This is a genomic window from Bacteroides luhongzhouii (assembly GCF_009193295.2).
Taxonomy (GTDB): Bacteria; Bacteroidota; Bacteroidia; order Bacteroidales; family Bacteroidaceae; genus Bacteroides; species Bacteroides luhongzhouii.
This window is the reverse complement of sequence record NZ_CP059973.1, coordinates 845,748-871,691: the sequence shown is the minus strand read 5'-3', so window position 1 is coordinate 871,691 and position 25,944 is coordinate 845,748. Positions and strand designations below refer to the sequence as shown.

Annotated in this window: 20 protein-coding genes and 1 tRNA gene; 11 read left to right on the top strand and 10 right to left on the bottom strand. The window is 41.4% G+C overall.

Going from position 1 to position 25,944, the window contains the following annotated elements; translation table 11 throughout:
- Positions 1–12: 12 nt before the first annotated feature.
- Entirely contained in the window at positions 13–972 is a 960-nt protein-coding gene (gene xerD, locus GD631_RS03385; protein WP_143259289.1) for a site-specific tyrosine recombinase XerD, read from the bottom strand.
- Positions 973–1,034: 62 nt separating this feature from the next.
- On the opposite strand from xerD, the gene aroQ reads away from it, so the two are divergent.
- From aroQ to GD631_RS03360, 5 genes are read left to right on the top strand one after another with little or no spacing between them, the layout of a single operon-like run.
- Positions 1,035–1,454: a type II 3-dehydroquinate dehydratase gene (gene aroQ / locus GD631_RS03380; RefSeq protein ID WP_004311171.1), complete on the top strand. Its 420-nt coding sequence runs from the start codon at positions 1,035–1,037 to the stop codon at positions 1,452–1,454.
- A 36-nt stretch (positions 1,455–1,490) separates the two neighbouring features.
- Positions 1,491–2,948 carry a pyruvate kinase gene (gene pyk / locus GD631_RS03375; RefSeq protein WP_008023274.1) on the top strand — a complete coding sequence of 486 codons (1,458 nt, stop codon included), beginning with the start codon at positions 1,491–1,493 and terminating at the stop codon, positions 2,946–2,948.
- 17 nt (positions 2,949–2,965) lie between these two features.
- Positions 2,966–3,622, top strand: coding sequence for an O-methyltransferase (locus GD631_RS03370; protein WP_143259288.1), 657 nt, complete (start codon positions 2,966–2,968; stop codon positions 3,620–3,622).
- Between the two features lie 16 nt (positions 3,623–3,638).
- A complete protein-coding gene (rbfA, locus tag GD631_RS03365; RefSeq protein WP_004296522.1) occupies positions 3,639–3,971 on the top strand; it encodes a 30S ribosome-binding factor RbfA in 333 nt (110 codons plus the stop codon).
- A gap of 17 nt (positions 3,972–3,988) precedes the next feature.
- Positions 3,989–5,215, top strand: coding sequence for an FtsX-like permease family protein (locus GD631_RS03360; RefSeq protein ID WP_143259287.1), 1,227 nt, complete (start codon positions 3,989–3,991; stop codon positions 5,213–5,215).
- Between the two features lie 165 nt (positions 5,216–5,380).
- Here GD631_RS03360 and GD631_RS03355 read toward each other — a convergent pair whose 3' ends face one another.
- Together GD631_RS03355 and GD631_RS03350 are read right to left on the bottom strand one after the other, a co-directional pair.
- Positions 5,381–6,391 (bottom strand): 2-oxoacid:ferredoxin oxidoreductase subunit beta, encoded by a 1,011-nt coding sequence (locus GD631_RS03355; RefSeq protein ID WP_143259286.1) that lies wholly within the window; start codon positions 6,389–6,391, stop codon positions 5,381–5,383.
- A gap of 4 nt (positions 6,392–6,395) precedes the next feature.
- On the bottom strand, positions 6,396–8,246 hold the full coding sequence (locus GD631_RS03350) for a 2-oxoacid:acceptor oxidoreductase subunit alpha (RefSeq protein ID WP_143259285.1): 1,851 nt from the start codon (positions 8,244–8,246) through the stop codon (positions 6,396–6,398).
- Between the two features lie 203 nt (positions 8,247–8,449).
- On the opposite strand from GD631_RS03350, the gene GD631_RS03345 reads away from it, so the two are divergent.
- Positions 8,450–8,521 (top strand) — tRNA-Arg (locus tag GD631_RS03345).
- 171 nt (positions 8,522–8,692) lie between these two features.
- Here the strand turns inward: GD631_RS03345 and secDF are convergent.
- From secDF to GD631_RS03320, 5 genes are all read right to left on the bottom strand, one after another.
- Entirely contained in the window at positions 8,693–11,710 is a 3,018-nt protein-coding gene (secDF, locus tag GD631_RS03340) for a protein translocase subunit SecDF (protein WP_143259284.1), read from the bottom strand.
- Positions 11,711–11,875: 165 nt separating this feature from the next.
- The gene (locus GD631_RS03335; protein ID WP_143259312.1) at positions 11,876–13,960 is read right to left on the bottom strand and encodes a M3 family metallopeptidase; all 2,085 of its coding nucleotides are present in this window, start codon (positions 13,958–13,960) and stop codon (positions 11,876–11,878) included.
- A 31-nt stretch (positions 13,961–13,991) separates the two neighbouring features.
- Positions 13,992–15,077 (bottom strand): endonuclease/exonuclease/phosphatase family protein, encoded by a 1,086-nt coding sequence (locus GD631_RS03330; protein WP_143259283.1) that lies wholly within the window; start codon positions 15,075–15,077, stop codon positions 13,992–13,994.
- 4 nt (positions 15,078–15,081) lie between these two features.
- Positions 15,082–15,987 carry a rhomboid family protein gene (locus GD631_RS03325; protein WP_143259282.1) on the bottom strand — a complete coding sequence of 302 codons (906 nt, stop codon included), beginning with the start codon at positions 15,985–15,987 and terminating at the stop codon, positions 15,082–15,084.
- Positions 15,968–16,645 (bottom strand): rhomboid family intramembrane serine protease, encoded by a 678-nt coding sequence (locus GD631_RS03320; RefSeq protein ID WP_143259311.1) that lies wholly within the window; start codon positions 16,643–16,645, stop codon positions 15,968–15,970. Before GD631_RS03320 ends, GD631_RS03325 begins: the two co-directional genes overlap by 20 nt.
- A gap of 221 nt (positions 16,646–16,866) precedes the next feature.
- On the opposite strand from GD631_RS03320, the gene GD631_RS03315 reads away from it, so the two are divergent.
- The 3 genes from GD631_RS03315 to GD631_RS03305 all read left to right on the top strand — a co-directional run bounded on the left by GD631_RS03315 (position 16,867) and on the right by GD631_RS03305 (position 19,299).
- Complete coding sequence (locus tag GD631_RS03315) at positions 16,867–17,139, top strand: HU family DNA-binding protein (RefSeq protein ID WP_004296482.1); 273 nt, start codon at positions 16,867–16,869, stop codon at positions 17,137–17,139.
- Between the two features lie 83 nt (positions 17,140–17,222).
- Positions 17,223–19,040: an arginine--tRNA ligase gene (gene argS, locus GD631_RS03310; RefSeq protein ID WP_143259281.1), complete on the top strand. Its 1,818-nt coding sequence runs from the start codon at positions 17,223–17,225 to the stop codon at positions 19,038–19,040.
- 136 nt (positions 19,041–19,176) lie between these two features.
- Positions 19,177–19,299, top strand: a complete 123-nt coding sequence (locus tag GD631_RS03305) for a low temperature requirement protein A (protein ID WP_223225889.1) — start codon at positions 19,177–19,179, stop codon at positions 19,297–19,299.
- 178 nt (positions 19,300–19,477) lie between these two features.
- On the opposite strand, the gene GD631_RS03300 is transcribed toward GD631_RS03305, so the two are convergent.
- Positions 19,478–21,562, bottom strand: coding sequence for an LruC domain-containing protein (locus tag GD631_RS03300; RefSeq protein WP_143259280.1), 2,085 nt, complete (start codon positions 21,560–21,562; stop codon positions 19,478–19,480).
- A 78-nt stretch (positions 21,563–21,640) separates the two neighbouring features.
- Positions 21,641–23,986: a type I DNA topoisomerase gene (gene topA / locus GD631_RS03295; RefSeq protein WP_143259279.1), complete on the bottom strand. Its 2,346-nt coding sequence runs from the start codon at positions 23,984–23,986 to the stop codon at positions 21,641–21,643.
- A 339-nt stretch (positions 23,987–24,325) separates the two neighbouring features.
- Between topA and GD631_RS03290 the strand changes: the two genes are divergently transcribed.
- Positions 24,326–24,931, top strand: coding sequence for an HU family DNA-binding protein (locus tag GD631_RS03290; RefSeq protein WP_143259278.1), 606 nt, complete (start codon positions 24,326–24,328; stop codon positions 24,929–24,931).
- Positions 24,932–24,989: 58 nt separating this feature from the next.
- Positions 24,990–25,889 carry an Rpn family recombination-promoting nuclease/putative transposase gene (locus tag GD631_RS03285; RefSeq protein ID WP_143259277.1) on the top strand — a complete coding sequence of 300 codons (900 nt, stop codon included), beginning with the start codon at positions 24,990–24,992 and terminating at the stop codon, positions 25,887–25,889.
- Positions 25,890–25,944 lie beyond the last annotated feature (55 nt).

Here is a 25,944-nt window from a genome sequence, read left to right as displayed (position 1 = left end):
TTTTATCATAATTTAATGAAATAGCTTCTCTTTTTCTTTCCTATACTTGATATTTCGTGGGTGATGTTCGATAATCTCACTACGAAGCATATTGCGGTCGATGTGGGTATAGATTTCCGTTGTCGCAATGGATTCATGTCCGAGCATACATTGAATGGCCCTCAAATTGGCTCCGCCTTCCAGTAAATGAGTGGCAAAGGAGTGCCGGAAAGTGTGCGGGCTGATGTTTTTGGTAATGCCCGCTTTTTGTGCTAATTCTTTTATCATATGAAAGATCATAATCCGGGAAAGTCCTTTGCCTCTCCGCTGACTGACGAAAACGAAATCCTCATGTCCTTTTTTCACTTCAATCTGGTTGCGGTCTATGATGTAAAGTTTTATTTCGTTAATAGCCCGGGGGGAGATCGGTACGAGTCGTTGTTTGCTTCCTTTTCCTTCTACTTTGATAAAGCCTTCATCAAAATAGAGGTCGGATAGTTTAAGAGTGACAAGTTCCGATACCCGAAGTCCGCAGCTGTATAGTGTTTCTAAAATAGCCCTGTTTCGCTGTCCTTCGGCTTTGCTGCGGTCGACGGCGGAGATAATCCGGTCAATTTCCTCCACAGTCAGTACTTCAGGAAGTTTGAAACCTATTTTAGGCCCTTCTAATAGCTCACTGGGATCTGCTTCCAGATAGTTTTCGAGGATGAGGAAACGGAAAAATGATTTGATTCCTGATAAGATGCGGGCTTGTGAACGGGGATGAATACCGATGTCATGTAATCCGGCCGCAAAACGTTGAAGATCGGACAGGCATACGTCCAATACGTTAATCCCTTCCAATGTCAGAAAGCTCATCAGTTTGTCCAGATCCGTAAGATAGGCATCCAGAGTATTAAGAGATAAGGACTTTTCCAGTTTGAGATACTGCTGATACTTTCTGATTATCAGCTCTTGTTGCTCCTTCTTATGCTTTTTTTCGTTGATTTCCATTTCTTTTTTCTACCTTTGCACATTCTTTCAGATACAAAGGTATAAAAAAACAGGATTGCGCGATGAAGATACAAATTATTAATGGCCCGAATATTAATCTGTTGGGTAAGCGTGAACCTTCCATTTACGGAAGCGTTACATTTGAAGATTACTTGGCTGATCTTCGTAAAAGATACGTTGACGTGGAGATCGACTATTTTCAATCGAACATTGAGGGGGAGATGATAGACTGCATACAGCAGGTGGGATTTGATGTGGATGGTATAATCTTGAATGCAGGTGCGTATACACATACTTCCATAGCTTTGCAGGATGCTATTCGTTCTGTGACATCTCCGGTGATTGAGGTGCATATTTCCAATGTGCATAGTCGCGAGTCTTTCCGGCATGTGTCGATGATTGCTTGTGCTTGTAAAGGAGTGATTTGTGGCTTTGGGCTAAATTCGTACCGTTTGGCTTTAGAAGCTTTATTGGATAGATAATAAATAAGGTAATAATATATAATAGGTAGAAAGACTATGTTATTGAAACAGACTAAGATTGTGGCTTCCATTTCGGATAGACGTTGTGATGTGGATTTTATAAAACAGTTGTTTGAGGCTGGGATGAATGTAGTGCGTATGAATACAGCGCACGCTAGCCGTGAAGGTTTTGAAGCTTTGATTGCAAATGTACGTGCTGTGTCCAACCGTATTGCGATTTTGATGGATACAAAAGGTCCGGAAGTTCGTACGACGGCTAATGCGGAGCCGATTCCATATAAAATAGGAGAGAAAGTAAAGATTGTAGGTAATCCGGATTTGGAAACAACCCGTGAATGTATTGCTGTTTCATATCCGAACTTTGTGTCTGACTTGAATATCGGTGGTACGATTTTGATTGATGATGGCGATCTGGAACTGGAAGTTATTGATAAGACTGATGGTTATTTGTTGTGTGAAGTTAAGAACGATGCTACTTTGGGAAGCCGTAAAAGCGTAAATGTCCCGGGGGTTCGCATCAATCTTCCTTCGTTGACGGAAAAAGACCGTAACAATATTCTTTATGCTATCGAAAAGGATATTGATTTTATCGCTCACTCTTTCGTGCGTAACCGTCAGGATGTACTTGATATACGTGAAATTCTGGATGCACACAATAGTGATATTAAGATTATTGCTAAGATTGAGAATCAGGAAGGAGTAGATAATATTGATGAAATCCTGGAAGTGGCAGATGGCGTAATGGTTGCCCGTGGTGACTTGGGTATTGAAGTGCCTCAAGAACGTATTCCGGGAATCCAGCGTGTATTGATTCGCAAATGTATTCTGGCAAAGAAGCCGGTAATCGTTGCTACTCAGATGCTCCATACAATGATAAATAATCCTCGTCCGACTCGTGCGGAAGTGACTGATATTGCCAATGCAATCTACTATCGTACAGATGCTTTGATGTTGAGCGGAGAAACTGCTTATGGTAAGTATCCGGTAGAAGCGGTGAAAACGATGACTAAAATTGCGGCTCAGGCAGAAAAAGATAAACTGGAAGAAAATGATATCCGTATTCCGTTAGATGAGAATAGTAATGATGTTACGGCATTCCTTGCTAAACAAGCTGTAAAAGCTACTTCTAAGCTAAAAATACGTGCTATTATTACTGATAGTTATAGCGGACGCACTGCTCGTAATCTGGCTGCTTTCCGTGGAAAGTATCCAGTGTTGGCTATCTGCTATAAAGAAAAGACAATGCGTCATTTGGCTTTGTCTTATGGTGTGGAAGCTATCTATATGCCGGAATTGGCTAACGGACAGCAATATTACTTTGCGGCATTGCGTCGTCTGTTGAAAGAAGGCCGTTTGCAACCTTCCGATATGGTAGGTTATTTAAGTAGTGGTAAGGCAGGAACAAAGACCTCATTCCTTGAAATTAATGTAGTGGAAGATGCATTGAAACATGCAGAGGAGACTGTATTACCTAACAACAACCGCTATCTGTAATTGTAAAAGTCAGTTTTATGCAGGAAACCGAATCGATAGACGAATATATTTTGCAGCATATTGATCCCGAGAGCGATTATTTGAAATCGCTCTATCGGGATACACATGTAAAGCTTCTTCGTCCTCGTATGGCTTCCGGGCATTTGCAGGGACGGATGCTGAAAATGTTTGTAGAAATGATTCAGCCTCGTCAGATATTGGAAATCGGAACGTATAGCGGCTACTCCGCTCTTTGTTTGGCGGAAGGTCTGCCGGAAGGTGGACTGTTGCATACGTTTGAGATCAATGATGAGCAAGAGGACTTTACCCGTCCATGGTTGGAGAAATCACCGTTTGCCGATAAAATTCGTTTTTATATAGGTGATGCTTTAGAACTTGTTCCGAGTTTAGGTGTTACTTTTGATATGGCTTTTATTGATGGCGATAAACGCAAGTATATTGAATACTACGAGATGACATTAGCGCATCTTTCCGAAGGTGGATATATCATTGCTGATAATACTTTGTGGGACGGGCATGTGCTTGAACAACCTCGCAATACTGATGCTCAAACGATTGGTATTAAAGCCTTTAATGATTTGGTAGCGCAAGATGTGCGAGTGGAAAAAGTAATACTTCCTTTGCGTGACGGATTAACGATTATAAGGAAGAAAATAGTAAGTAGTAAATCGTAAAACAGTAAATAACTTTATGGAAACAACCAGACAGAATAAGATATCTCGCCTGTTGCAGAAAGAGCTAAGTGAGATATTCCTGCTTCAAACAAAGTCCATGCCAGGTACATTGGTCTCTGTTAGCGCAGTTCGTATTAGTCCTGATATGAGTATTGCCCGTGTTTACCTCAGTGTTTTTCCTTCAGAGAAAGCAGAAGAGATGGTAAAGAATATCAATAACAATATGAAATCCATTCGTTATGAGCTTGGGACTCGTGTACGTCACCAGCTGCGTATCATTCCTGAATTGAAATTCTTCGTGGATGATTCATTGGATTATATTGAGAAAATAGATTCGCTGCTGAAGTGAAATAATTCATTGCAGAGGTGAACTTCCCTTTTTATATAGCCAGGCGTTATCTTTTTTCAAAGAAAAAGCATAATGCTATTAATATCATATCCGGCATTTCCGTATGTGGGGTGGCTCTTGCTACGCTTGCTTTGGTTTGCACTCTTTCTGTTTTTAATGGTTTTCAGGATATGGTGGCCAGCTTTTTTACAGCTTTTGATCCGCAGTTGAAAATTACGGTTCGTGAGGGAAAGGTCTTTGATAGCCAGAATGAACGGATACGTGCTGTTTGTGCACTTCCTGAAGTGGAGGTGTTTACAGAAACACTCGAAGAGAATGCAATGGTGCAATACAAGGACCGCCAAGCTATGGTTGTACTAAAAGGGGTGGAGGATAATTTTGAAGAACTGACGGCTATAGACAGTATACTTTATGGCGCGGGAAAATTCGTTCTTCATGATTCGATCGTGAATTATGGCGTCATGGGAGTGGAATTGGTTGCGACCTTGGGAACCGGTTTGGAGTTTGTCGATCCTCTTCAGGTATATCTTCCCAAGCGAAATGCCAAAGTGAACATGGCAAATCCCGGTGCTTCTTTCAACCGTGATTATCTGTATTCTCCAGGTGTCGTATTTGTGGTGAATCAGCAAGAATATGATGGAAAATATATTCTGACTTCTCTTGATTTTCTTCGTCAGCTTCTGGATTATACAACAGAAGTTTCTGCGATGGAATTGAAATTAAAGCCTGATGCAAATACTTCATCGGTACAATTTAAAATCGAAAACATACTAGGTGATGATTTTGTTGTTCAGAATCGTTATCAGCAGCAGGCAGATGTTTTCCGTATTATGGAGATAGAGAAACTAATCTCTTATTTGTTCCTCACTTTTATTTTAATGATAGCCTGTTTTAATGTGATAGGCTCCCTTTCTATGTTGATCTTGGATAAGAAGGATGATGTAGTAACTTTGCGGAGTCTTGGAGCTAGTGATAAACTCATTTCCCGAATATTCCTCTTTGAAGGACGTCTCATTTCTCTTTTTGGTGCTATTTCCGGTATTGTCTTAGGCTTAATCCTATGTTTTATCCAACAGAAATTTGGTATAATTTCATTGGGAGGCGGTGGTGGTACTTTTGTTGTAGACGCCTATCCTGTCAGCGTTCACGCTTGGGATGTCGTATTAATCTTTATCACAGTTTTGGCAGTTGGCTTTCTCTCTGTATGGTATCCTGTACGTTATCTAAGTAAGAGGCTTTTATAGTTAAAGATGTTTTGAATTGTCTTGAGAAACATAGTAAGAATATTTTTAGTTATTCTGTGAATGCTTAAAAAGGTAAAGCAAATTGATGACGGCTCATAAATAAAGGCGTAGAAAGAGAACTAACTCTCAATCTACGCCTTTACTATTTTATGTGTTAAAGCAGTGTTATTTTACTTCCCAAGTATCATTAGTCATCAACAGCTCTTGGAAATTATGATATTTCTTCTTGCCTTTGATTTCTTCGATTTGTTCTGTGACTGCATCGTTGTAGGTCGGAGCCTCTACATCGCGGATAACACCAAGTGCAATCGGGAAGTCGGGACCTTCCATTAAAGCCAGTTTCAATTGAAGAGTATTATCCTGGCAATGAGCGTCATGAACCAGAATATCTTTTTCTGTAATGCCGTTCTCACCCAATTTTACTACTTTCAATCCAAATCCTTCCTGCATCAATCCGAACTCCTTGTTTTCGCCAAATAACATCGGCTGTCCATGTTCCAGATAGATAGCATTCTTGGCACGTCCTTCTTTTGTTGCAACGCTGGCGTGAGTTCCGTCGTTAAAAATAACGCAGTTTTGCAGAACTTCTACAACAGAGGCACCTTTGTGATTAGCAGCTGCTTTCAATACTTCTACAGAAGCAGCACCATCTACTGCAATGCAGCGTGCAAAGAAACGTCCGCGGGCACCAAAAGCTAGCTCTGCCGGATGGAACGGGTCTTCTACTGTTCCATAAGGGGATGATTTGCTGACGAATCCACGTTCTGAAGTCGGTGAATATTGTCCCTTTGTCAAACCATAGATACGGTTGTTCAACAGAATCATGTTCAAGTCAATGTTGCGGCGAACGGCGTGGATGAAGTGATTGCCACCAATTGCCAAACCGTCACCATCACCGGAAATCTGCCAGATAGTCAAATTAGGGTTGGCTACTTTAGCTCCTGTTGCAATGGCAGCAGCACGTCCGTGAATAGTATGGAAACCATATGTATTTACATAGTAAGGCAGACGGGAAGAACAACCGATACCGGAAATGACGGCAATATCGTGCGGAGCTACTCCCAGTTCGGCCATAGCTTTGTGCAGTGAGTTCAGGAAAGCGTGGTCACCGCATCCCGGACACCAGCGAGGTTGGCCTGATTTATAATCTTGTACGGTATATACTTTATCGCTCATCTTTTTATTCCTCCAATAATTTAGTAAATGCATCTATCAATTCTCTCGTAACGAAAGGTTGTCCTTTCACTTGGTTGAACTGGCTGATGTTCAATCCGGGCACTTTCATGCGCAGGTAACCTGCAAATTGTCCCAAATTCTGTTCAGCTACTACGACCTTCTTATATTTACGCAATACATCGGCAGTGTTCTTAGGCAACGGATTGATGTACTCGAAGTGTGCGAATGCCACTTTCTTTCCATGATCACGCATAAAGTCCATAGCCAGACGGAGATGGCCATAAGTACCACCCCAACCTACAATCAATAAGTCTGCGTCTTCGTCACCCAATACTTCGAGTTCGGGGATATAGTCTGCAATCTTATCCACTTTAGCTTGACGCAGGTGGACCATCTTATTGTGGTTTTCCGGTTCGGTAGAGATAACACCTGTTTCGTTGCTCTTTTCAAGACCACCGATGCGATGCATGAATCCTTCGGTTCCCGGAATTGCCCAGTAACGTACACCGTTTTCTTCATTGCGTAGGTAAGGAGTCCATTTTCCGGCCATGTCCGGAGTTACATATGGAGGATTAATGGCAGGATATTCATCCAGATTAGGAAGTTTCCAAGCTGCGGAACCGTTGGCGACGAAAGCATCAGTCAGCAATACAACCGGAGTCATGTGTTCCAAAGCTATTTTGGCAGCCATATATGCAGCATCAAAGCAGTTGGTTGGTGAAGTTGCGGCAATAACTGGCATCGGGCTTTCACCATTACGTCCGTAGAGGGCCTGCAATAAGTCTGTCTGTTCAGATTTTGTGGGGAGACCGGTAGACGGACCACCACGTTGTACGTTTACAATCACCAATGGAAGTTCACCGATCACAGCAAGATTCATAGCCTCACTTTTCAAACAAACACCAGGGCCGGAAGTGGTTGTTACAGCCAAGGCACCGGCAAAAGCGGCACCAACTGCAGAAGCACAACCTGCGATTTCATCTTCGCACTGTACGGTTTTTACTCCCAATGATTTATGTTTAGCTAATTCGTGCAGAATATCAGTGGCCGGAGTGATAGGGTAAGAACCCAGGTAGAGTTCCAGACCAGCTTTTTCTGCTGCGGCAATCAGTCCGTAAGCGGTTGCTTTATTACCGTTGATATCTGTATAAAGTCCTTTTGATTTCGGAGCTTTGCTTTCAATCTTATAAGTAGAGACAGAAGCATGAGTGTTGGCTCCGTAGTTGAAACCATCGTTCAATACCTTAATATTAGCTTCTGCAATTTCGGGTTTCTTGGCAAATTTCTCACGCAGTATTTTTTCAGCTGCGGCAAGGTTACGATTGAACAACCAGCAAACCAATCCGAGTGCAAACATATTTTTGCAACGGAGAATCGATTTGTTATCCAGTCCGGAGTCTTTCAGGCTCTCTTTGCACATGGAAGAGATCGGAACTTCCAATACTTCCTGTTTTACTCCTAATTCTTCAAAAGGATTGTTGGTTTTGAATTGTGCCTTTTCCAAATCTCTGGCTTCGAATGAGTCGGAGTCGGTAATGATAAGTCCTTGCGGTTTACAAAATTTGATTTGTGTTTTCAAAGCGGAGGGGTTCATAGCCACCAATACGTGGCAACGGTCTCCGGGAGTGTAAACTTGTCCGGCACCGATGTGGACCTGGAAACCGGAAACACCGGTTAGCGAACCTTGCGGGGCGCGGATGTCTGCCGGATAGTCAGGGAATGTACAGATGTCATTTCCTACTGTAGCCGACACGTTCGAGAAGATGTTGCCGGCCAGCTGCATACCATCGCCGGAGTCGCCGGAGAAACGTACTACTACTTCCTCCAATTCTTTAACCATCATTTCGTCTGCCATAACTTTAATTACTATATTTAATTTAAAAACTGATTTTACTTTCAATTTGTGAGCGCAAAGGTCGGAAAGTTAATCGAATTATCAAAATAAATCGTACTTTATTGTCCTATTGACGCCAATTATTTGAAATATCTGAAAGGAACCTGTATTTTTATTCTTGTTAAATCGACAGAAACCGTTATCTTTGCAAGCAAATTTGAAGCGGCCTTGTAGTTCAACGGATAGAATAGAAGTTTCCTAAACTTTAGATAGGGGTTCGATTCCCCTCGGGGCTACTACAGAAGAATCTATGGGAGTGTTGTTTTGCTTTCATGCTGTATCAAGTTTTAAGTGTAACAATAGCTTCTTTTAAGATGAACGTCTTATAGCTTCTATTTGTTTTAATAATCAATAGAAAAAGCCTCTACCGAATGTTCGGAAGAGGCTTTTTCTATTTCTGGAACTTATTATTCTTCCGTAGTTGCTGCTACGACTTTTTTGTTCTTCATCATGTTGTATGCAATCGGAGATGCAATAAACAGTGAAGATAATGTACCGATAACAACACCCAGGATCATTGCGAATGCAAAGCTGCGGATTGAATCACCACCAAGGATGAAAATACACAGCAACACAATCAATGTACTTAATGATGTATTGATGGTACGAGCCAGAGTTGTGTTCAGAGAGTCATTGAACAACACACGCTTGTCACGTTTCGGATATAAACCGAAGAACTCACGTACACGGTCGAAGATTACCACCTTATCATTAATAGAGTAACCGATAGCTGTCAGGATAGCACCAATAAATGTCTGGTCGATTTCCAATGAGAACGGCAAAATACCCCAGAATAAGGAGTAAGCACCGATAATCATAATGGTATCACTTGTCAGAGCTACAATAGAGCCTACACTATAAGCAATGTTGCGGAAACGGATCAAGATATATAAGCCGATGGCGATCAATGCCAGAACTACAGAGTAAATAGCACCTGTCTTGATGTCGTCTGCGATACTCGGACCTACTTTTTGTGAGCTTACGATACTACCACCTGTGTGATTGTCACGGTCAATGAAAGTCGCTAAAGAAATGTTCTGCGTCAATACCGGTTTCAGAGTCTCATATAGGTATGATTCGATTTCAGAGTCCACGTTGTTACCTGCATCTTCGATACGGTAGTTCGTGCTGATACGTACAGTTTTCTTATCTGTACCGATAGCGATAACGCTTACATTAGCATCGCCAAATTTACTAGAGATCAATTCACGAACTTGTTCCGGTTCTACAGGGTTCTCAAATTGTACCTTAAAATTACGTCCACCGGTGAAGTCGATACTCTGACTTAAACCACGGATGGCAAATGAACCGATACAAACGATGATGACTGCACTGACGATAATAAGGGATTTTTTGTTTGTACCCATAAAATCGAAATGTGTATTGGTCATCAAGTTCTTTGAAATCTTGGTTGTGAATGTCAGGTTCAACCACTTGTCTTTACTCATGAAGTGTTCATAAACCAAGCGAGTCATGAATACGGCAGTAAAGAAGGATACAAGAATACCGATAATCAAAGTCGTAGCAAAACCACGAATCGGACCAGTACCAAAGTTAAACAGGATGATACCTGTGATGATAGATGTCAAGTTAGAGTCGAAAATAGCCGAGAATGCGTTGGAGTAACCGTCGGCAAGTGCTTTTTTCACACCTTTACCTGCGCGAAGCTCTTCTTTTGTACGTTCATAGATAAGTACGTTCGCATCCACTGCCATACCCAGTGACAATACCATACCGGCAATACCGGACATTGTCAATGCAGCTTGGAAAGACGAAAGAATACCCAGTGTAAAGAAGAAGTTGAGGAGTAGTGCTCCATTGGCTACCATACCCGGGATGAATCCATACATAGAGCACATGTAAATCATCAACAGAATCAAAGCAACGACGAATGAGAAAATACCTGCGTTGATAGATTCCTGACCCAGTGACGGACCAACGATATCTTCCTGTACAATATGAGCCGGAGCCGGCATTTTACCTGATTTCAATACGTTTGCTAAGTCTTTTGCTTGTTCAGGAGTGAAATGACCTGTAATCTGTGAACGTCCACCTGTGATTTCAGAGTTTACGTTTGGTGCAGAATATACATAGTTATCAAGAACGATAGCAATTGAACGACCGATATTTTGTTTGGTCAACTGTGCCCAGCGACGTGCGCCGTCAGAGTTCATCGTCATGCTGACAGCCGGTTTGCTGTATTGGTCGAATTCATCTTTCGCATCTGTTACTACGTCACCTTCCAACGGAGCTTTGCCGTTACGTTCGGTAGACTTGATAGCGTATAATTCGAAAGTCTGTCCTTTCTTGTCAAATTCAGAAGGAGAAACGCCCCATTTCAGACGAAGGTCTTTCGGAAGTTCTGCTTTGATTTCCGGCATAGCCAGATACTTGTTGATGTCAGCAGTATCTTTATAGTTAGCGTAACCGATAACAGGCCCCTGTCCGCTAGAGTTCAACTGCAGGATAGCCAGGAGAGGATATTGCTTTTTAACTTCTTCTAGGTTGGCTGTAGATTTGTCATCAGCGGCAATGTCCCCTTTCAAAGCTGCAGCAAGGCTGTCGGCGGCACTTACGTTCTTAGCCGGAGTAGCTTCTGCAAGTGCAGCTTCTTTGGTAGAGTCTACGGCAGTAGAGTCTGCAGTTGTTTCCTGCGCTAATATAGCACGCAATTTAGCATCAGCAGATTGCATGGCAGGAAGAACTTCTCTAGCTGTATAAGTTTCCCAGAATTCCAGGTTGGCAGAACCTTGGAGAAGTTTTCTCACACGTTCCGGCTCTTTGATACCCGGCAATTCCACCATGATACGACCCATTTTGTCTTCCAGACTCTGGATGTTCGGTTGAACAACACCAAAACGGTCGATACGGGTACGAAGCACGTTATATGAGTTTTCAACAGCAGCTTTTACTTCTGCTCTCAATACTTTTTCAACTTCTGCATCCGATGATTTCTGGTTAACTTTGTCTTTCAACTGTTGTGTTGCGAAGAGTTCGGAAAGTTTTGCGTTAGGAGCGGCTTTGTGGTATTCTCTGACAAACAGAGTGATGATATCATCCTGACTGTTTACAGCTTGTTTTGCAGCTTCTGCCAATGCTTTGTTGAAAGCCTCATCCGGCTTGTTGTCAGCCAGTGCTTTAATAACATCAGGTACAGAAACTTCAAGGATAACGTTCATACCACCCTTTAGGTCCAAACCTAAACTAATCTCCATCTCACGACATTGTTTCAGCGTCCAGTTACCCAACCACACTTTCTCATTTGAGAGAGAGTCGAGGTAGTCTTGTTCTACTTTCGGGTCGCCATTCGCAATTTCTTTCGCCTTATTGGTATAATGGCGTGTTGCGAAGGAGAAAGAGAGATAGAACACACATACCAGTGTGAGTAATACCGCAAAAACCTTTACAAATCCTTTGTTTTGCATTTTACTTTTAATTTATGATGATTACTTTTTTAATTTAATTTTCAGTTAAATTCTGTCGTACACAAGTTCTTTTTGCCGCATACAAGGCTGCAAATATAGTTTTTTTTTCACATTCATGTGTAATAAGCCCTCAAATATTTGATGTTTAAGGGCTTTTTTGCTGAATTATTTCATTCCTCTGTTTTTCAGTAGCGGTTCCAAGCTTGGTTCCGCTCCACGGAAATTCCGGTAAAGCGTCATTGGGTCTTCGCTGTCCCCTTTCTCCAATACGTTGTGGCGGAAGAGGTCGGCGGTGTTTTTATCAAAGATTCCATGTTCTTTAAAGGCTTCGAAAGCATCGTTATCCAGTACATTGGCCCATAGATAGCTGTAGTATCCGGCTGCGTATCCGCCGATGATATGATTGAAGTAGGTCACGCGATAACGTGGTGCTATTTCGGGGATCAGATTGAGCTTGTCCATCGCTTCTTTTTCGAATGCAAGCATGTCTAGATTCTTTACATCTGTCATCGTGTGCAAATTCATGTCGAGGATGGCGGCAGCCAATAATTCAGTGGTCATGAAGCCTTGATTGAAAGTCTTCTGTTGCAGTATCTTTTCAATAATATCGTCGGGTATCACTTCTCCTGTCTGATAATGTTTGGCATACATTTTCAGCACTTCCGGCTCAGTTGCCCAGTGCTCATTGATTTGAGAAGGAAGTTCTACAAAATCGCGTACTACATTAGTGCCTGATGTTCCTTTGTATTCGCATTTTGTCAGCAGTCCGTGCAGAGCATGACCAAATTCGTGGAACAAAGTTTCTACTTCATCCATTGTCAGCAGGGAAGGGGTGTCGCCTACCGGTTTGGTAAAGCTGCAAACGTTGCATACTAATGGGCGGGTATCTCCTTGTTGTTCGCGGTAGTTGCTCATCCATGCGCCGCCACTTTTTCCGGAGCGTGGAAAATAATCGACATAGAAGATTCCTAGTTGTGATCCGTCTGCGTCTTTCACTTCAAAGACTTCCACATCAGGATGATAGGTAGGGATACCTTCGAGCTTGGTAAGGGTGATGCCATATAGCTTGTTGGCTACGGCGAAAGCACCATCGCGCACATTCTCCAGTTTGAAGTAAGGTTTTGTATCCTCTTCAGACAGGTTGTATTTTTCTTTCCGCAGTTTTTCGGTATAATACCACCAGTCCCATGCTTCCAGTTTTTCTCCTTTGCCCTCTTTATCCATTAATTTTTGAAGTTCGGTAGCTTCTGCCTTTGCTTTTGGCAGTGCATAGCTCCAAAGGTTATTCAGAAGGCTCATTACGTTGTTGGCGTTCTTTGCCATCGTTTCGTCCAGAACGAAGTTTGCATAGCAGTCGAAACCTAATAATTTAGCTTTTTCCAAGCGGAGAGAAACGATCTTACGGATATTTTCCTTGTTATCGTTTCCGTCATTGTTGTTACCACGGTTGATGTAAGCTTTGTATATTTTTTCCCGAAGCGGGCGATTTTCTGAATATTGCAGGAAAGGCAGGCGGCTGGCATTATGTAGGGTGAATAGCCATTTTCCCGGTTGTCCGGCTGCTTTTGCTTCTTCAGCGGCGCTTTGGCGGAACCATTCGGGTAATCCTGCCAGATCTTCTTCTTTGTCAACAAAGAGTTTGAAAGCATTATTTTCATTCAGTATATTGTTGCTGAAAGTAATGCCGAGTGTAGAAAGTTCCTTGTTGATTTCGCGGAGGCGGGTTTGGTTTTTGGCATTAAGGTTTGCTCCGGAACGGACAAATCTTTTATAAGTTTTGTCCAGCAGACGTTCTTGTTCTGACGTCAGGTTCAGTGAGTCCTTCTTTTGATAGACATCGTTTACACGCTTAAATAGCTTCTCATTCAGGGAGATATTGTCATTATGTTCCGAAAGAACCGGTGCCAGTTTGATGGAAAGTGCGGTCAGCGAATCAGTCGTTTCCGCATCTGTCATATTGAAAAAAATGGCACTCACGCGGTCCAGGATAGGCGCGCTGTTGTCCAAAGCTACAATTGTATTTTCGAATGTCGGAATTTCCGGACTTTCGATGATAGCTTCGATGTTTTGATTCTGCTCTTCTATACCTTTCAAGAAGGCGGGCTCATAGTGCTCCAATTTAATCTTGTCGAAAGAAGGAACACCATACTGGGTTTGAAACTCTGTAAAGAAAGGATTGCTTTCTGTTTTCGTAGCACAGGAGTACATCATACAACTTACTGCTAAAATGGTTAGTGTCTTTTTAATCATCATAAGTGTTTTTTATTAGAGTTTTCAGTTCTTATCGTTTACTGATATAGCACCAGATCGGGTAGTGGTCTGATGCTTTGATAGACCGGTCTACAGTGCAATTGTAGGCTTTTAGGTTAGGGCTGATCAAGATATTGTCTATGCGGAAATAGAACTTGTTCAGATTGTAGGAGATGCCCAATCCTTTACCGGACTGTGTGAATGCATCGTCTAGCTTCTGAGTCAGGATGCGATGCGTATACGAGATAGAACCGTCGTTGAAATCGCCGCATACTATGGTTGTCGGATATTTACATTCTGCAATGGCTTTAGCCACAGAATCTGCTTGTGAAGCCCGGATAGCCGATGCTTCCGCCAGTTTTCTGATTAATTGCCTAAGTCCGGTTTTTACTTTCTTGGCATTCGGGTCTTTAATCATATCCTCATACATCCCTCTGTCTTCTTTGGTGAGTTTGTTGGATTCCAGGTGGTTGTTGATTAATGTAAGAGTATCGTTATTTACATTCAGTACATATTTCATGGAACCGTTATAATTGCTTTCATATTCGATGGGATGTATTGAAAGTATAGGAAACTTGGAGAAACAGGCTAGTTGTACATCTCCTTTCCCTTGTTGGTGGATGGATTGGTAAGGATAGGCTTTCAATGCTTTTTTAATGTCCTGTTCCGTCAGGTATTTCTTGTTGGTAGCAGTGTTATATTCTTGCAGGCAGATAATATCGGCGTTGCTATTTACAAGATAAGATAATACAGGGTTCTTTCCATCTTTCTTCTCCAGATTACTGAAACTCATCACGTTGTAAGATAGGATTTTGATGCTTCCTTCCGGTATGGTTTTAGAGGTGGAGTTAAAAGGAATATAAGTCCGTATCTGCGGAATACAAATCAGAAAACCGATGGCAGGCAAGAGAGCATACCGGTAATTGACGAATGCCCAGAAGCCGATAAAAATCAGATTAATCGTCAGGAATATCGGAAATGCAAGTCCCAAGCTGGAAGCAAGTGGGTTTATTTTCGGGTTAAGGTAAGGGCTATAAGCGCTTAATATCAACGTTCCCACAAAGAGAGCGTTGACAGCAAGTATCAGATATGTGACAAATTTGCCAATATGTTCCATTCTTTTATCTTTTGCTTGCGTCGAACAAGCTTTTCTTTTCTTCAGTTGTCAGACTGTCGTAACCGGATTTTTTTAGTTTTTCCAAAATACGGTCCACTTCATCAGACTGTGCTTTTTTGTGGGCATTGTAATCATAATCTTTCTCGCGACCGGTGGCACTGTTTCCATAGTGTACCTTCATTTTCGGTTTCCGTTTCCATGTTTTCTTCTGAAACAAGGAGATGAAGCTATCCAGAATCCAGTTGATCCAGGAAGTCAAATCAGTTCCTTTATTTAGGCTGGCGGCAAACCAAAGTCCTGCAAGAGCACCGCCCAGGTGGGCGATATGTCCTCCGGCATTACTTGAGGTAATGGATAATACATCGATTCCGATAACAATCAGTGCCAGGTATTTGAGACGGATAGCGCCGAAAAGAAAAAGTTGTACCCTGTAATTCGGTTCACGATAGGCCGTAGCAGCTACGATGGCTAGTACGGAAGCCGACGCTCCTACCAATGTTGAGCCCGCCACTTGCGAACTGAATAAAGGAAATACATTGTAGGCGATCATATACAGTAAACCTCCGCAGATACCTCCCAATACATATAGTCCTCTTAAATGTTTGGCCGAGAAAAAGTAGAGAAACAAACTTCCGAACCAATACAGCCAGAGCATATTGAATAAAATATGCAGGATGCCGGCATGCATAAACATATAAGTAAATAACGACCACGGCTGATGAATAAATCCGATAAGGGATGCCGGTAAGGCAAATATACCGAATATATCGGGTGTACTTACTTCAAAAAGTCGTAAGAAAACGTTAATCAACGTGCCGATCAGAAAGATGCCTACGTTGATATAAATCAGTTGGATGAAAATATTTCCTCTTCTGAATGTCTCCTTTAAATCAGCTATAATATGTCCCATTGTTATTGCTTTTTTTTCTCCAGTACAAAATCAGGATCAATCCGAATAACATTCCTCCCAAGTGAGCAAAGTGAGCGACATTATCTCCGACGCTATTGGCAAGTCCTGACCATAGTTCAATTGCAGCGTATCCTATAACGAAGAACTTCGCTTTGATAGGGAAAGGCAGCGGAAAGATGAACAACCGGTTGTTGGGAAACAGCATACCAAATGCCAGCAAAATGGCGTAAACGGCTCCCGAAGCACCTACGGTGGTCATCATGTTCAGATATTCTTTCATTGGGATAATGCCATAACCTATCAAATTCACTTGTGTATGTTGGCTGAGTTCCATCACATATCGAACATACTGCACTCCTTCCTGGATAAGTCCCGCACCGATACCGCAGAGAATATAGTAGAAGAGGAAACGTTTGGGTCCCCAAGTTTGTTCGAGAATTGGTCCGAACATGAAGACAGCAAACATATTGAAGAAAATGTGGCTGAATCCGCCATGCATAAACATATAAGTGATAAGTTGTGCCGGATTAAAGTCACTTGCGAGGAAAAAATGTAATCCCAGATAATTCGTTAAATCCAGGCCGTAACGTTGGGCTACGATTGTCCCGAAAAATACTAGTACATTGATAATTATCAGGTTTTTAGTTACAGTTGGCATCATTTTAATTTCTGAATATTTAGATAATAGACGCAAAAGTACGAATAAATTCTGTTTTAAAGCATGAAAAACGCTTCCTATTAGCTCTTTTTCAATAATTTGCTGCGTTTTTTTTATGTTTTTATTTGATATGTTGTTTTGTTCGGCTATATTTGTGGAATCAATCCATTGTGGGATAATCTTTTGTGTAACATATATATTAATTAATCATTTTACGTATTATGAATAAGTCTGATCTTATTAGTGCAATGGCTGCTGAAGCTCAAATGAGCAAAGCCGATGCAAAAAAAGCACTTGATGCTTTCATCACTTCAGTTACTAATGCTATGAAAGCTGGTGACAAAGTATCTCTCGTAGGTTTTGGTACTTTCTCTGTAAGCGAAAGAGCTGAAAGAACTGGTATTAACCCTTCTACAAAGGCAACTATTACTATTCCTGCTAAGAAAGTAGCTAAATTTAAAGCTGGTGCTGAATTATCTGCAGCTGTTGAATAAGATAGATAGTTGAAAGAAATTAGGAGAGGAGACGTGATGCGTCTCCTTTTTTTGTATCTTTGCGCGCAAGAAATAACTTGATTATGAAGATAGAAGATAAACTTGTAGCGTCCGTCATCAGCGGACTGAAAGCACTCTACGGTCAGGAAGTCCCTGAAAAGATGGTGCAGATGCAAAAAACGAAGAAAGAATTTGAAGGACATTTGACACTGGTCGTGTTCCCTTTCCTGAAGATGTCAAGAAAAGGACCGGAACAGACGGCACAGGAGATCGGTGAATATCTGAAAGCCAATGAACCGGCTGTAGCTGCCTTTAATGTGATAAAAGGTTTCTTGAACCTGACTATTGCATCGGCTACTTGGATTGAACTGCTCAATGAGATTCAGGCTGACGAACAATATGGTCTGGTAAAAGCTACCGAAACTTCTCCGTTGGTGATGATCGAATATTCTTCTCCGAATACAAACAAACCGCTTCACTTGGGACACGTGCGTAACAACCTTTTGGGTAACGCGTTGGCTAACATTGTGGCAGCAAACGGCAACAAGGTAGTAAAGACTAATATCGTAAACGACCGTGGTATTCATATCTGTAAATCCATGCTGGCATGGAAGAAATATGGGAATGGCGAAACTCCGGAGACTTCCGGAAAGAAAGGCGACCATTTGGTAGGCGATTATTATGTCTCTTTCGATAAACATTATAAAGCGGAACTGGCAGAACTGATGGCTGGATTTACAGCACAGGGAATGAGTGACGATGAGGCTAAGGCGAAAGCCGAGGCAGCATCTCCTTTGATGCAGGAAGCTCGTGAAATGCTGGTGAAGTGGGAAGCCAATGATCCCGAAGTACGTGGATTGTGGGAAATGATGAACAACTGGGTATACGCCGGATTCGACGAAACCTATAAAAAGATGGGCGTCAGCTTCGACAAGATATATTACGAATCCAACACCTACCTCGAAGGAAAAGAGAAGGTGATGGAAGGATTGGAAAAAGGCTTTTTCTTCAAAAAAGAGGATGGTTCTGTATGGGCTGACCTGACTGCCGAAGGACTGGATCACAAATTACTCCTCCGTGGTGACGGTACTTCTGTGTATATGACGCAGGATATCGGTACGGCTAAACTCCGTTTTGCTGATTATCCGATTGATAAGATGATTTATGTAGTGGGTAACGAACAGAATTATCACTTCCAGGTACTTTCTATTTTGCTTGACAAGCTCGGTTTCGAATGGGGCAAGAGCCTGGTCCACTTCTCTTACGGAATGGTGGAACTGCCGGAAGGTAAGATGAAGTCCCGTGAAGGTACTGTGGTGGATGCCGACGACTTGATGGAAGAGATGATTTCCACTGCTAAAGAAACTTCACAAGAACTAGGAAAACTGGATGGTTTGACACAGGAAGAAGCGGATGATATTGCCCGTATCGTTGGTCTGGGAGCATTGAAATATTTCATTCTGAAAGTGGATGCCCGTAAGAACATGACGTTCAATCCGAAAGAATCTATCGATTTTAATGGCAATACGGGTCCATTTATCCAATATACTTATGCGCGTATTCAGTCAGTACTTCGGAAAGCGGCAGAATCGGGTATTGTTGTTCCTGAACAGATTCCGGCTGGTATTGAATTGAGCGAGAAAGAAGAAGGCTTGATTCAGATGGTGGCTGACTTTGCCGCTGTTGTAAAACAAGCCGGTGAAGATTATAGCCCGTCTATTATCGCCAATTATACCTATGATTTGGTGAAAGAATACAATCAATTCTATCACGATTTCAGCATTTTGCGTGAAGAGAATGAGGCGGTGAAAGTATTCCGTATCGCTCTGTCGGCTAATGTAGCCAAAGTTGTTCGTTTGGGAATGAACTTGTTGGGTATTGAGGTACCTTCCAGAATGTAAGACTTTCTCCGAACAAAATATATTTCTGCGGGGTTTCTTTTTATATATAAAAGGAACCCCGTATGTTTTATTCCCCCCATTTATTACTTCAGAAGAGAGAAACGGAAACTGTTACTGTCTCTTCCTACTATGGATTATGGCTGCAATCTGCGACTATACCGCCCCGATGCACGGATTTGCCTTACCTCGCTTAGGTTGTTCGGACAGCGGTAAGGAATGGACTATTGAAGGACATCATTTGGTGGAACGTTGTCAGTAGTTTGTCATCATAGCTTTTGGAGAGACTTTATTGATGACGGGAGATTCTTTGAGCGACACCACAGTTTAAAATAAAACACGGATTATATGGATGATAAAATTTAATTCATATAATCCGTGTTAGTTGCGTTTAAAAAGGTCTTTCGGTTACTTTTCAGACGGCTTACTTTATTGGTTTATTATTTTTGTATATACCAATCTTTATCCTTTGTTCCATTCGATTTAGCCCATGATGTGAATCTTGGATATAGTTCGTCTATTCTTTTGCCTTCGTTCTTGGAATCTTTTAACTTGGTTATTAATTCACGTTCGATTTCATCACTTACAGGCATATTGATAGCAAATGGCATCATGTCTATTGAAACGTAATAGAGTCCTTCTGCCGGTCTGGAAAGATCTTTTCCTGTACCGAAGAGTGATACGTCAGCTTTGTCGGTAGGAGGATAGTTTACCAAATGTACTTCTTTTCCTCTGCCTTCATTCGAACTGATAAAAATAAACGGGTTGTAAGGAGGAACTATTTCCTTTTCGTTTATTCCATCAAGCTGTACTTTTACAGTATATTGCCTTTTAGATTCATCTGCAATGCCTTTGAACACAGTCATGTCGTCAAATAGCAGGATAGTAGGATGAGTCTGTCCGGGTTCTACTCGTTGTCCTGCCATAAAGCTGGAAGTTGGATTATCTTCTGGAGTTATCTTGACGCTCTTGATGTTACTATTGGATAGATTATGGAATTGGTATCCGAATCCATTTCTCAGATAACCTCCACAATGTTCTACAGTAAATTTGTCTTCTATTTCATAAATCCGGTTGTCCAATACCATTCGAGACAGAGTACTGGTATAACGGACTATTATATCATTCATATCATAATCACCTTCTTTCGGCCATAAGTCTTCAAAGGTCAGTGTGCCGGAATAAGTAATGGTATACAGATCTTTATCCCCAGGAACCGTTTCACTTGGGGGGAGTTCCGGTAGATTCGGGTCGGCTGCGTCTTTTTCAGAAGTAGTGATATAGAAGAGTGCGTCGCAATAGTCCATATCAATATTATCCTCAAATCCTATGGCTACAATTTTTCCGGAAGTCTTATCACGGAGAGATACTGTTCTCTGTTGGTTGTCCTTATTAAAGGCTCTGGTAGAATAGCGTGGTCCCATCCCTTTTACGATATCACCGATCTTTTCTGAATTGCCGGTAAGTTTACTTTTGAATCCCATTCCTTGCAGGCACCATCCGATAGTAACACCTTCAGGGAATTTATCCTCATATTTTTCTGTTGTTTCATTCCAATATTTTAGCTTCACAGCTTCACCGCATACTAAAGCGCCTTTCCCTAGTGTCTTGTAGACTGGAGAAACATTTGGAAATGCAATTGTCTTTTTAATCGTGTTTACATCTGGTGTAGTACCTGTTTTATATGTATAATATCCTACTGTATTATACCATGCGGCAGAACTATTAACGAAAACAAGGCTGACTTCGGTCGGTTTTACAATAGGAATGTCCGATGTCATAGCTATTGAACCATCGAAAAATTCCGGATAATTATAGCTGATGTTATGAATTTCATTCTTCCCATCTACTTTGACAGTTTTTTTTCTAAAAACATGTTTGATATTGTAAAGAATATCAGCAGGAGGGATATTTAATCCATCTTCCAAATTGTTAGGTCTCCCGTTTTCGTCCCAGTCAGCTCCGGGAAGAAGATGCCAATCATCAAGATATGTATGTTGGTTAGTCGTTATTCCTCTGGTTTTTGATGCAGCAAGTGCTTGTTTAGCTTTGATATACGCATCTTGGTTGAAGGTAATTCGGTTGCCTTCAATCGTTAACTCTAAGGGAGATACCGTACCCAGATAATCAGAATATAGCCATACCTTTGATATATTAGCTGAAATAGCCATTTCTCCGGAATATTTACCATTTTGATCTGTTGCGCCACGGTAAAGTGGTTCTATATTTTTCTTTTTCCAACTGGTAATAGCATCAGCACTTTCGTCTAATTCGAGTGGATTCTGATCATAAATCTCGAAAAGAATACGATAAGAGCCTGAAAGTCTTGTTTGGTTACCAAAAGTATAATCAATGTCTACGGCAACAGCTTGGTTCATGTCATAGTCAAAGAATTCTTCTTTGGGGATTTTTTTTGTTTCTTCTTCTGAAGAAAGATTTCGTTCATTATCTACGCAGCTACAAAAGGAAGAAATTAAAAGCAAGCCTATAGTCATGCTTTTCAAATGGGATCTTGTTTGTTTCATAAGTTTTTGAAAATAAGTAGAATAAATGGCAAATATATAAAAAATATATATATCTGCCAACATTCTTATTTTATTTTCTTACTTCTTCTTCGAGAATTTCTTTTTGGGTGCTGGATTCGCTCCTTTTTCGTCTTGAAGCTTGATTAAGTCAAGACAGCTTTTTAACGTTAAATCCTGTGGGACAATATCTTTAGGGATTTTATAATTAGAACCTTTATAGGTAATATAAGGTCCATAGCGTCCGTTCAAAATCTCGAGTTCTGGTTCCTCTTCAAACTTTTTGATGTGGCGTTCCACTTCTTTCTGGCGTTTGTCCAAAATCAGTTGTTCCGCCTCCTCCAAAGTAACTTCCATCGGGTCGAGTCCTTTCGGCAGCGATACATATACTTTATTATGCAGGATATACGGACCGAAACGGCCTACACCGACACTGACTGTCTTTCCTTCATATTCGCCCAATGTACGAGGCAATTTGAATAATTCCAGTGCTTCTTCCAATGTGATGGTTTCCATGGATTGACCTTTCTTCATTTGCGCAAAGCGTGGCTTTTCTTCATCTTCTACAGTACCAATCTGTACAACAGGACCAAAGCGGCCAATCTTAACGGAAACGGTTTTACCTGTTCCCGGTTCTTCTCCCAAGATGCGTTCGCCTACTTTATGTTCCGTCTTGATAGCCAACGTGCTTTCTACAGACGGGTGGAACTTATCATAGAAATTCTTCATGATAGAAGTCCACTTTACTTCTCCTTCTGCAATTTCGTCAAATTCCTTTTCTACGCTGGCGGTAAAGTTGAAATCCAGAATGTCCGGGAAATACTCGGTCAGGAAATCATTTACTACTGTGCCGATGTCTGTTGGAAGTAACTTTGCCTTTTCTGCACCGGTAATTTCAGTATGATTCTCATCCTTAATCTGATGATCCTTTAATGTCATGACATTAAACTGACGTTTTTCTCCGTCTTTATTACCTTTCTCCACATACTCACGTTGCTGGATGGTAGAGATGGTAGGTGCATACGTGGACGGACGTCCGATACCCAGTTCTTCCAACTTGCGTACAAGACTTGCTTCCGTGTAGCGCGGAGGGCGTTGGGTGAAACGTTCGGTTGCGATGATAGGTCCATGTTCCAACTTCTGACCTTTTTTCAGAGGAGGAAGCAGGTGGCTCTCATCTTCCTGTTCATTGTCGTCATCATAAGATTCACGATATACACGCAAGAAGCCGTCGAACTTAATCACCTCACCAGTAGCTGTAAATACATCATTGCTGCCACTGATTGTTATTGTAGCAGTCGTCTTTTCCAGTTCCGCGTCTGCCATTTGTGAAGCTATGGTGCGTTTCCATATCAAGTCATATAATTTTTTCTCCTGCGCTGTTCCTTCAATGGACTGGTTCTCCATATATGTAGGACGGATGGCCTCGTGAGCTTCTTGTGCGCCCTTGGTCTTTGTCTCGAAATGGCGGGGATGTACGTAGCGGTCGCCCATCATTTTGATGATAGCGTCTTTACTGCCTGTCGTTGCAAATTCCGAGAGGTTGACAGAGTCCGTACGCATGTAAGTGATGAATCCCGATTCGTATAAACGCTGCGCGAGCATCATGGTCTGCGCTACGGTGTATCCCAGCTTGCGTGCGGCTTCCTGTTGCAAAGTAGATGTTGTAAACGGAGCAGGAGGCGTTTTCTTGATCGGGCGGGTGGTAATATCATCGATTGCAAAGCTCGCTCCCTGACAAGCGTCGAGGAAAGCCTTTGCTTCTTTTTTTGTTTTGATACGGCGAGCTAGTTCAGCTTTCATTTCCACCAGTTTCCCATCCGTGTCCGGGACGAGGAATACGGCAGTGACGCGATAAGCAGCTTCCGTTTTGAAAGCATGTATTTCACGTTCACGTTCAACGATCAGACGGACAGCAACTGATTGAACACGTCCGGCAGAGAGTGCCGGTTTCACTTTTCTCCAAAGTACGGGAGAGAGTTCGAAACCTACGATACGGTCCAGAATCCGTCGTGCTTGCTGTGCATTTACGAGGTTGAGGTCAATGTTGCGTGGTTGTTCAATAGCTTTTAAGATAGCGCTCTTCGTAATTTCATGAAATACGATTCGTTTTGTGTTTTCCGGTTTTAGTTTCAAGACCTCATACAGATGCCAGGCAATCGCCTCTCCCTCGCGGTCCTCATCGGATGCGAGCCATACGGTTTCTGCCTCTTTAGCTTCTGTCTTCAGTGTGCTAACCAGCGCCTTTTTGTCTGCCGGGATTTCGTAACTGGGTTCAAAATCATTATTTACGTCGATACTGAAATCTTTTTTCTTCAGATCACGTATGTGTCCGTAACTAGAAAGGACTTTGAAATCTTTCCCCAGAAACTTTTCAATCGTTTTTGCTTTTGCCGGAGACTCGACAATGACAAGGTTTTTCTGCATAATTCTTTCTTTTATAATGGCTTGTACCATAATATTCGGGGACAAAAGTAAAAAAAAAGATTCTCCCTACCTTATATTATAAGGAGAATTTAATAAAATCTTAAGATTTACATTTTATTGCAGGAAATAAAATATCAATTGGTATAGGTTAGTTTCTCTATATTCTACGTACATTTGTCTCATTAGTAAGTTAGTTTTCGTTTGACAGTTGTCAAACGAACGCCTGACAACTGTTGAGCTATCGCTTGACAACTGTCAAACGGAAATTGAATAGTAAATTGAATAAATAATATATTGGAAGAGAGAAATTAATCTTTTCCAATGAAAAACTAATAAGTAATGAGTGTTAATTATGACCTTTATGAGACTCCCAACCCTGATAAGAGTGGAGAAGAACTACCACTGCATGCACGTGTCGTTTTGAAAGGCAGTTATACAGCCGAAGAATTTGTAGAACAAGTGACTGCATTTCAGCATATGCCTCATGCGCAAGTGGTAGGTGTCATAGAAGCTATTTCGAAAGAACTAAGACATTTGCTTTTGAAGGGATTTTCCGTTGAATTGGGTGATATTGGTTATTTTACTCTTTCTTTGAATGTGAACAAAGAAGTGACTGATTCAAAAGACTTGCGTTCACCGTCAGTATCTCTTAAAGATATTAATTTGAGAATCAACCGCCAGTTTAAGAAGGATATTGAGACTGAATTGGTATTACAACGTTATCATTCGCCTTTTCGTGTGAAGAATCCTTTAGCAGAAGAAAAGTGTTTGCAGCGATTAAATAAATTCTTGGAAAAGAATCCATGTATTAACCGGCAGGATTATGCCTTACTTGTTGGAAAGACAAAAACACAGGCATTGCAGGATATTAATGCATTTATTGAGAAAGGGATTTTAAAAAAGTATGGAGCGGGACGATCGGTAGTCTATATAAAGATAGGATGAGCCATTTTATCAGATATATATACTTGATATTAAACATTTTCTGCTTACCTTTGTTTGCATGAAAAAAGAAAATGGGAAAGGAGACGAACCTATGGCCAGTAATTATATTCGTTTCGATTGGGCTATGAAACGCTTATTGCGTAATAAAGCCAATTTTGCAGTTCTTGAAGGCTTCCTGACTACTCTTCTCAATGAAAAGATTGTCATTCAGAAATTGTTGGAAAGTGAAGGTAATCAAGAAGATGAGTTTGATAAGTATAATCGTGTTGATATGCTTGCGGAGAACTCTAAAGGAGAACTTATTCTGATTGAAGTTCAGAATAACAATGAGTATGCTTATTTTCAGCGTATGTTGTTTGGTACTTCTAAATTGGTGACCGAGTACATCAATCGTGGAGAAGGTTATGATAAAGTACGTAAAGTGTATAGCGTCAATATTGTCTATTTTTCATTGGGCAATGGAAAGGATATAGTATATCATGGTAAAACGGAATTCAGAGGGATTCATCAGAATGATGTGCTGGAGTTGACTCCGTTCCAAAAACAGACGTTTAAGGTCGATGCTGTCAGCCAGCTTTATCCTGAATATTATATACTAAAGGTGAATGACTTTAATCAGGTTGCCAAGAGCCCGTTGGAAGAATGGATTGGTTATCTGAATACAGGTGATATTCCTGATAGTGCTACTGCTCCCGGTTTGACGGAGGCCCGTGAACGATTGAAACTTGATAAAATGACGAAAACCGAACTTGAAGCATATTATCGTCATTTGGATAATATTGTAATATTGAAAGATAATATATTAACAGAACGTGCAGAAGGCCGTGCGGAAGGCCGTGCAGAAGGCCGTGCAGAAGAAAAAAAAGAAACAGCACGTAATATGAAGATTTTGAATATTCCTATTAATACTATTTCACAGATAACAGGTCTGTCGGTAGAAGAAATACAAGGCTTATAAATCTATTGGTGGCGGATTTGTAGTGACGACAACAGAATAATTGAAGTTTAAGTTT

Coding starts and splice junctions, on each gene's coding strand:
- xerD (WP_143259289.1), bottom strand. CDS start 972: ATGGAAATCAACGAAAAAAAGCATAAGAAGGAGCAACAAGAGCTGATA.
- aroQ (WP_004311171.1), top strand. CDS start 1,035: ATGAAGATACAAATTATTAATGGCCCGAATATTAATCTGTTGGGTAAG.
- pyk (WP_008023274.1), top strand. CDS start 1,491: ATGTTATTGAAACAGACTAAGATTGTGGCTTCCATTTCGGATAGACGT.
- GD631_RS03370 (WP_143259288.1), top strand. CDS start 2,966: ATGCAGGAAACCGAATCGATAGACGAATATATTTTGCAGCATATTGAT.
- rbfA (WP_004296522.1), top strand. CDS start 3,639: ATGGAAACAACCAGACAGAATAAGATATCTCGCCTGTTGCAGAAAGAG.
- GD631_RS03355 (WP_143259286.1), bottom strand. CDS start 6,391: ATGAGCGATAAAGTATATACCGTACAAGATTATAAATCAGGCCAACCT.
- GD631_RS03350 (WP_143259285.1), bottom strand. CDS start 8,246: ATGGCAGACGAAATGATGGTTAAAGAATTGGAGGAAGTAGTAGTACGT.
- secDF (WP_143259284.1), bottom strand. CDS start 11,710: ATGCAAAACAAAGGATTTGTAAAGGTTTTTGCGGTATTACTCACACTG.
- GD631_RS03335 (WP_143259312.1), bottom strand. CDS start 13,960: ATGATTAAAAAGACACTAACCATTTTAGCAGTAAGTTGTATGATGTAC.
- GD631_RS03330 (WP_143259283.1), bottom strand. CDS start 15,077: ATGGAACATATTGGCAAATTTGTCACATATCTGATACTTGCTGTCAAC.
- GD631_RS03325 (WP_143259282.1), bottom strand. CDS start 15,987: ATGGGACATATTATAGCTGATTTAAAGGAGACATTCAGAAGAGGAAAT.
- GD631_RS03320 (WP_143259311.1), bottom strand. CDS start 16,645: ATGCCAACTGTAACTAAAAACCTGATAATTATCAATGTACTAGTATTT.
- GD631_RS03315 (WP_004296482.1), top strand. CDS start 16,867: ATGAATAAGTCTGATCTTATTAGTGCAATGGCTGCTGAAGCTCAAATG.
- argS (WP_143259281.1), top strand. CDS start 17,223: ATGAAGATAGAAGATAAACTTGTAGCGTCCGTCATCAGCGGACTGAAA.
- GD631_RS03305 (WP_223225889.1), top strand. CDS start 19,177: ATGGCTGCAATCTGCGACTATACCGCCCCGATGCACGGATTTGCCTTA.
- GD631_RS03300 (WP_143259280.1), bottom strand. CDS start 21,562: ATGAAACAAACAAGATCCCATTTGAAAAGCATGACTATAGGCTTGCTT.
- topA (WP_143259279.1), bottom strand. CDS start 23,986: ATGCAGAAAAACCTTGTCATTGTCGAGTCTCCGGCAAAAGCAAAAACG.
- GD631_RS03290 (WP_143259278.1), top strand. CDS start 24,326: ATGAGTGTTAATTATGACCTTTATGAGACTCCCAACCCTGATAAGAGT.
- GD631_RS03285 (WP_143259277.1), top strand. CDS start 24,990: ATGAAAAAAGAAAATGGGAAAGGAGACGAACCTATGGCCAGTAATTAT.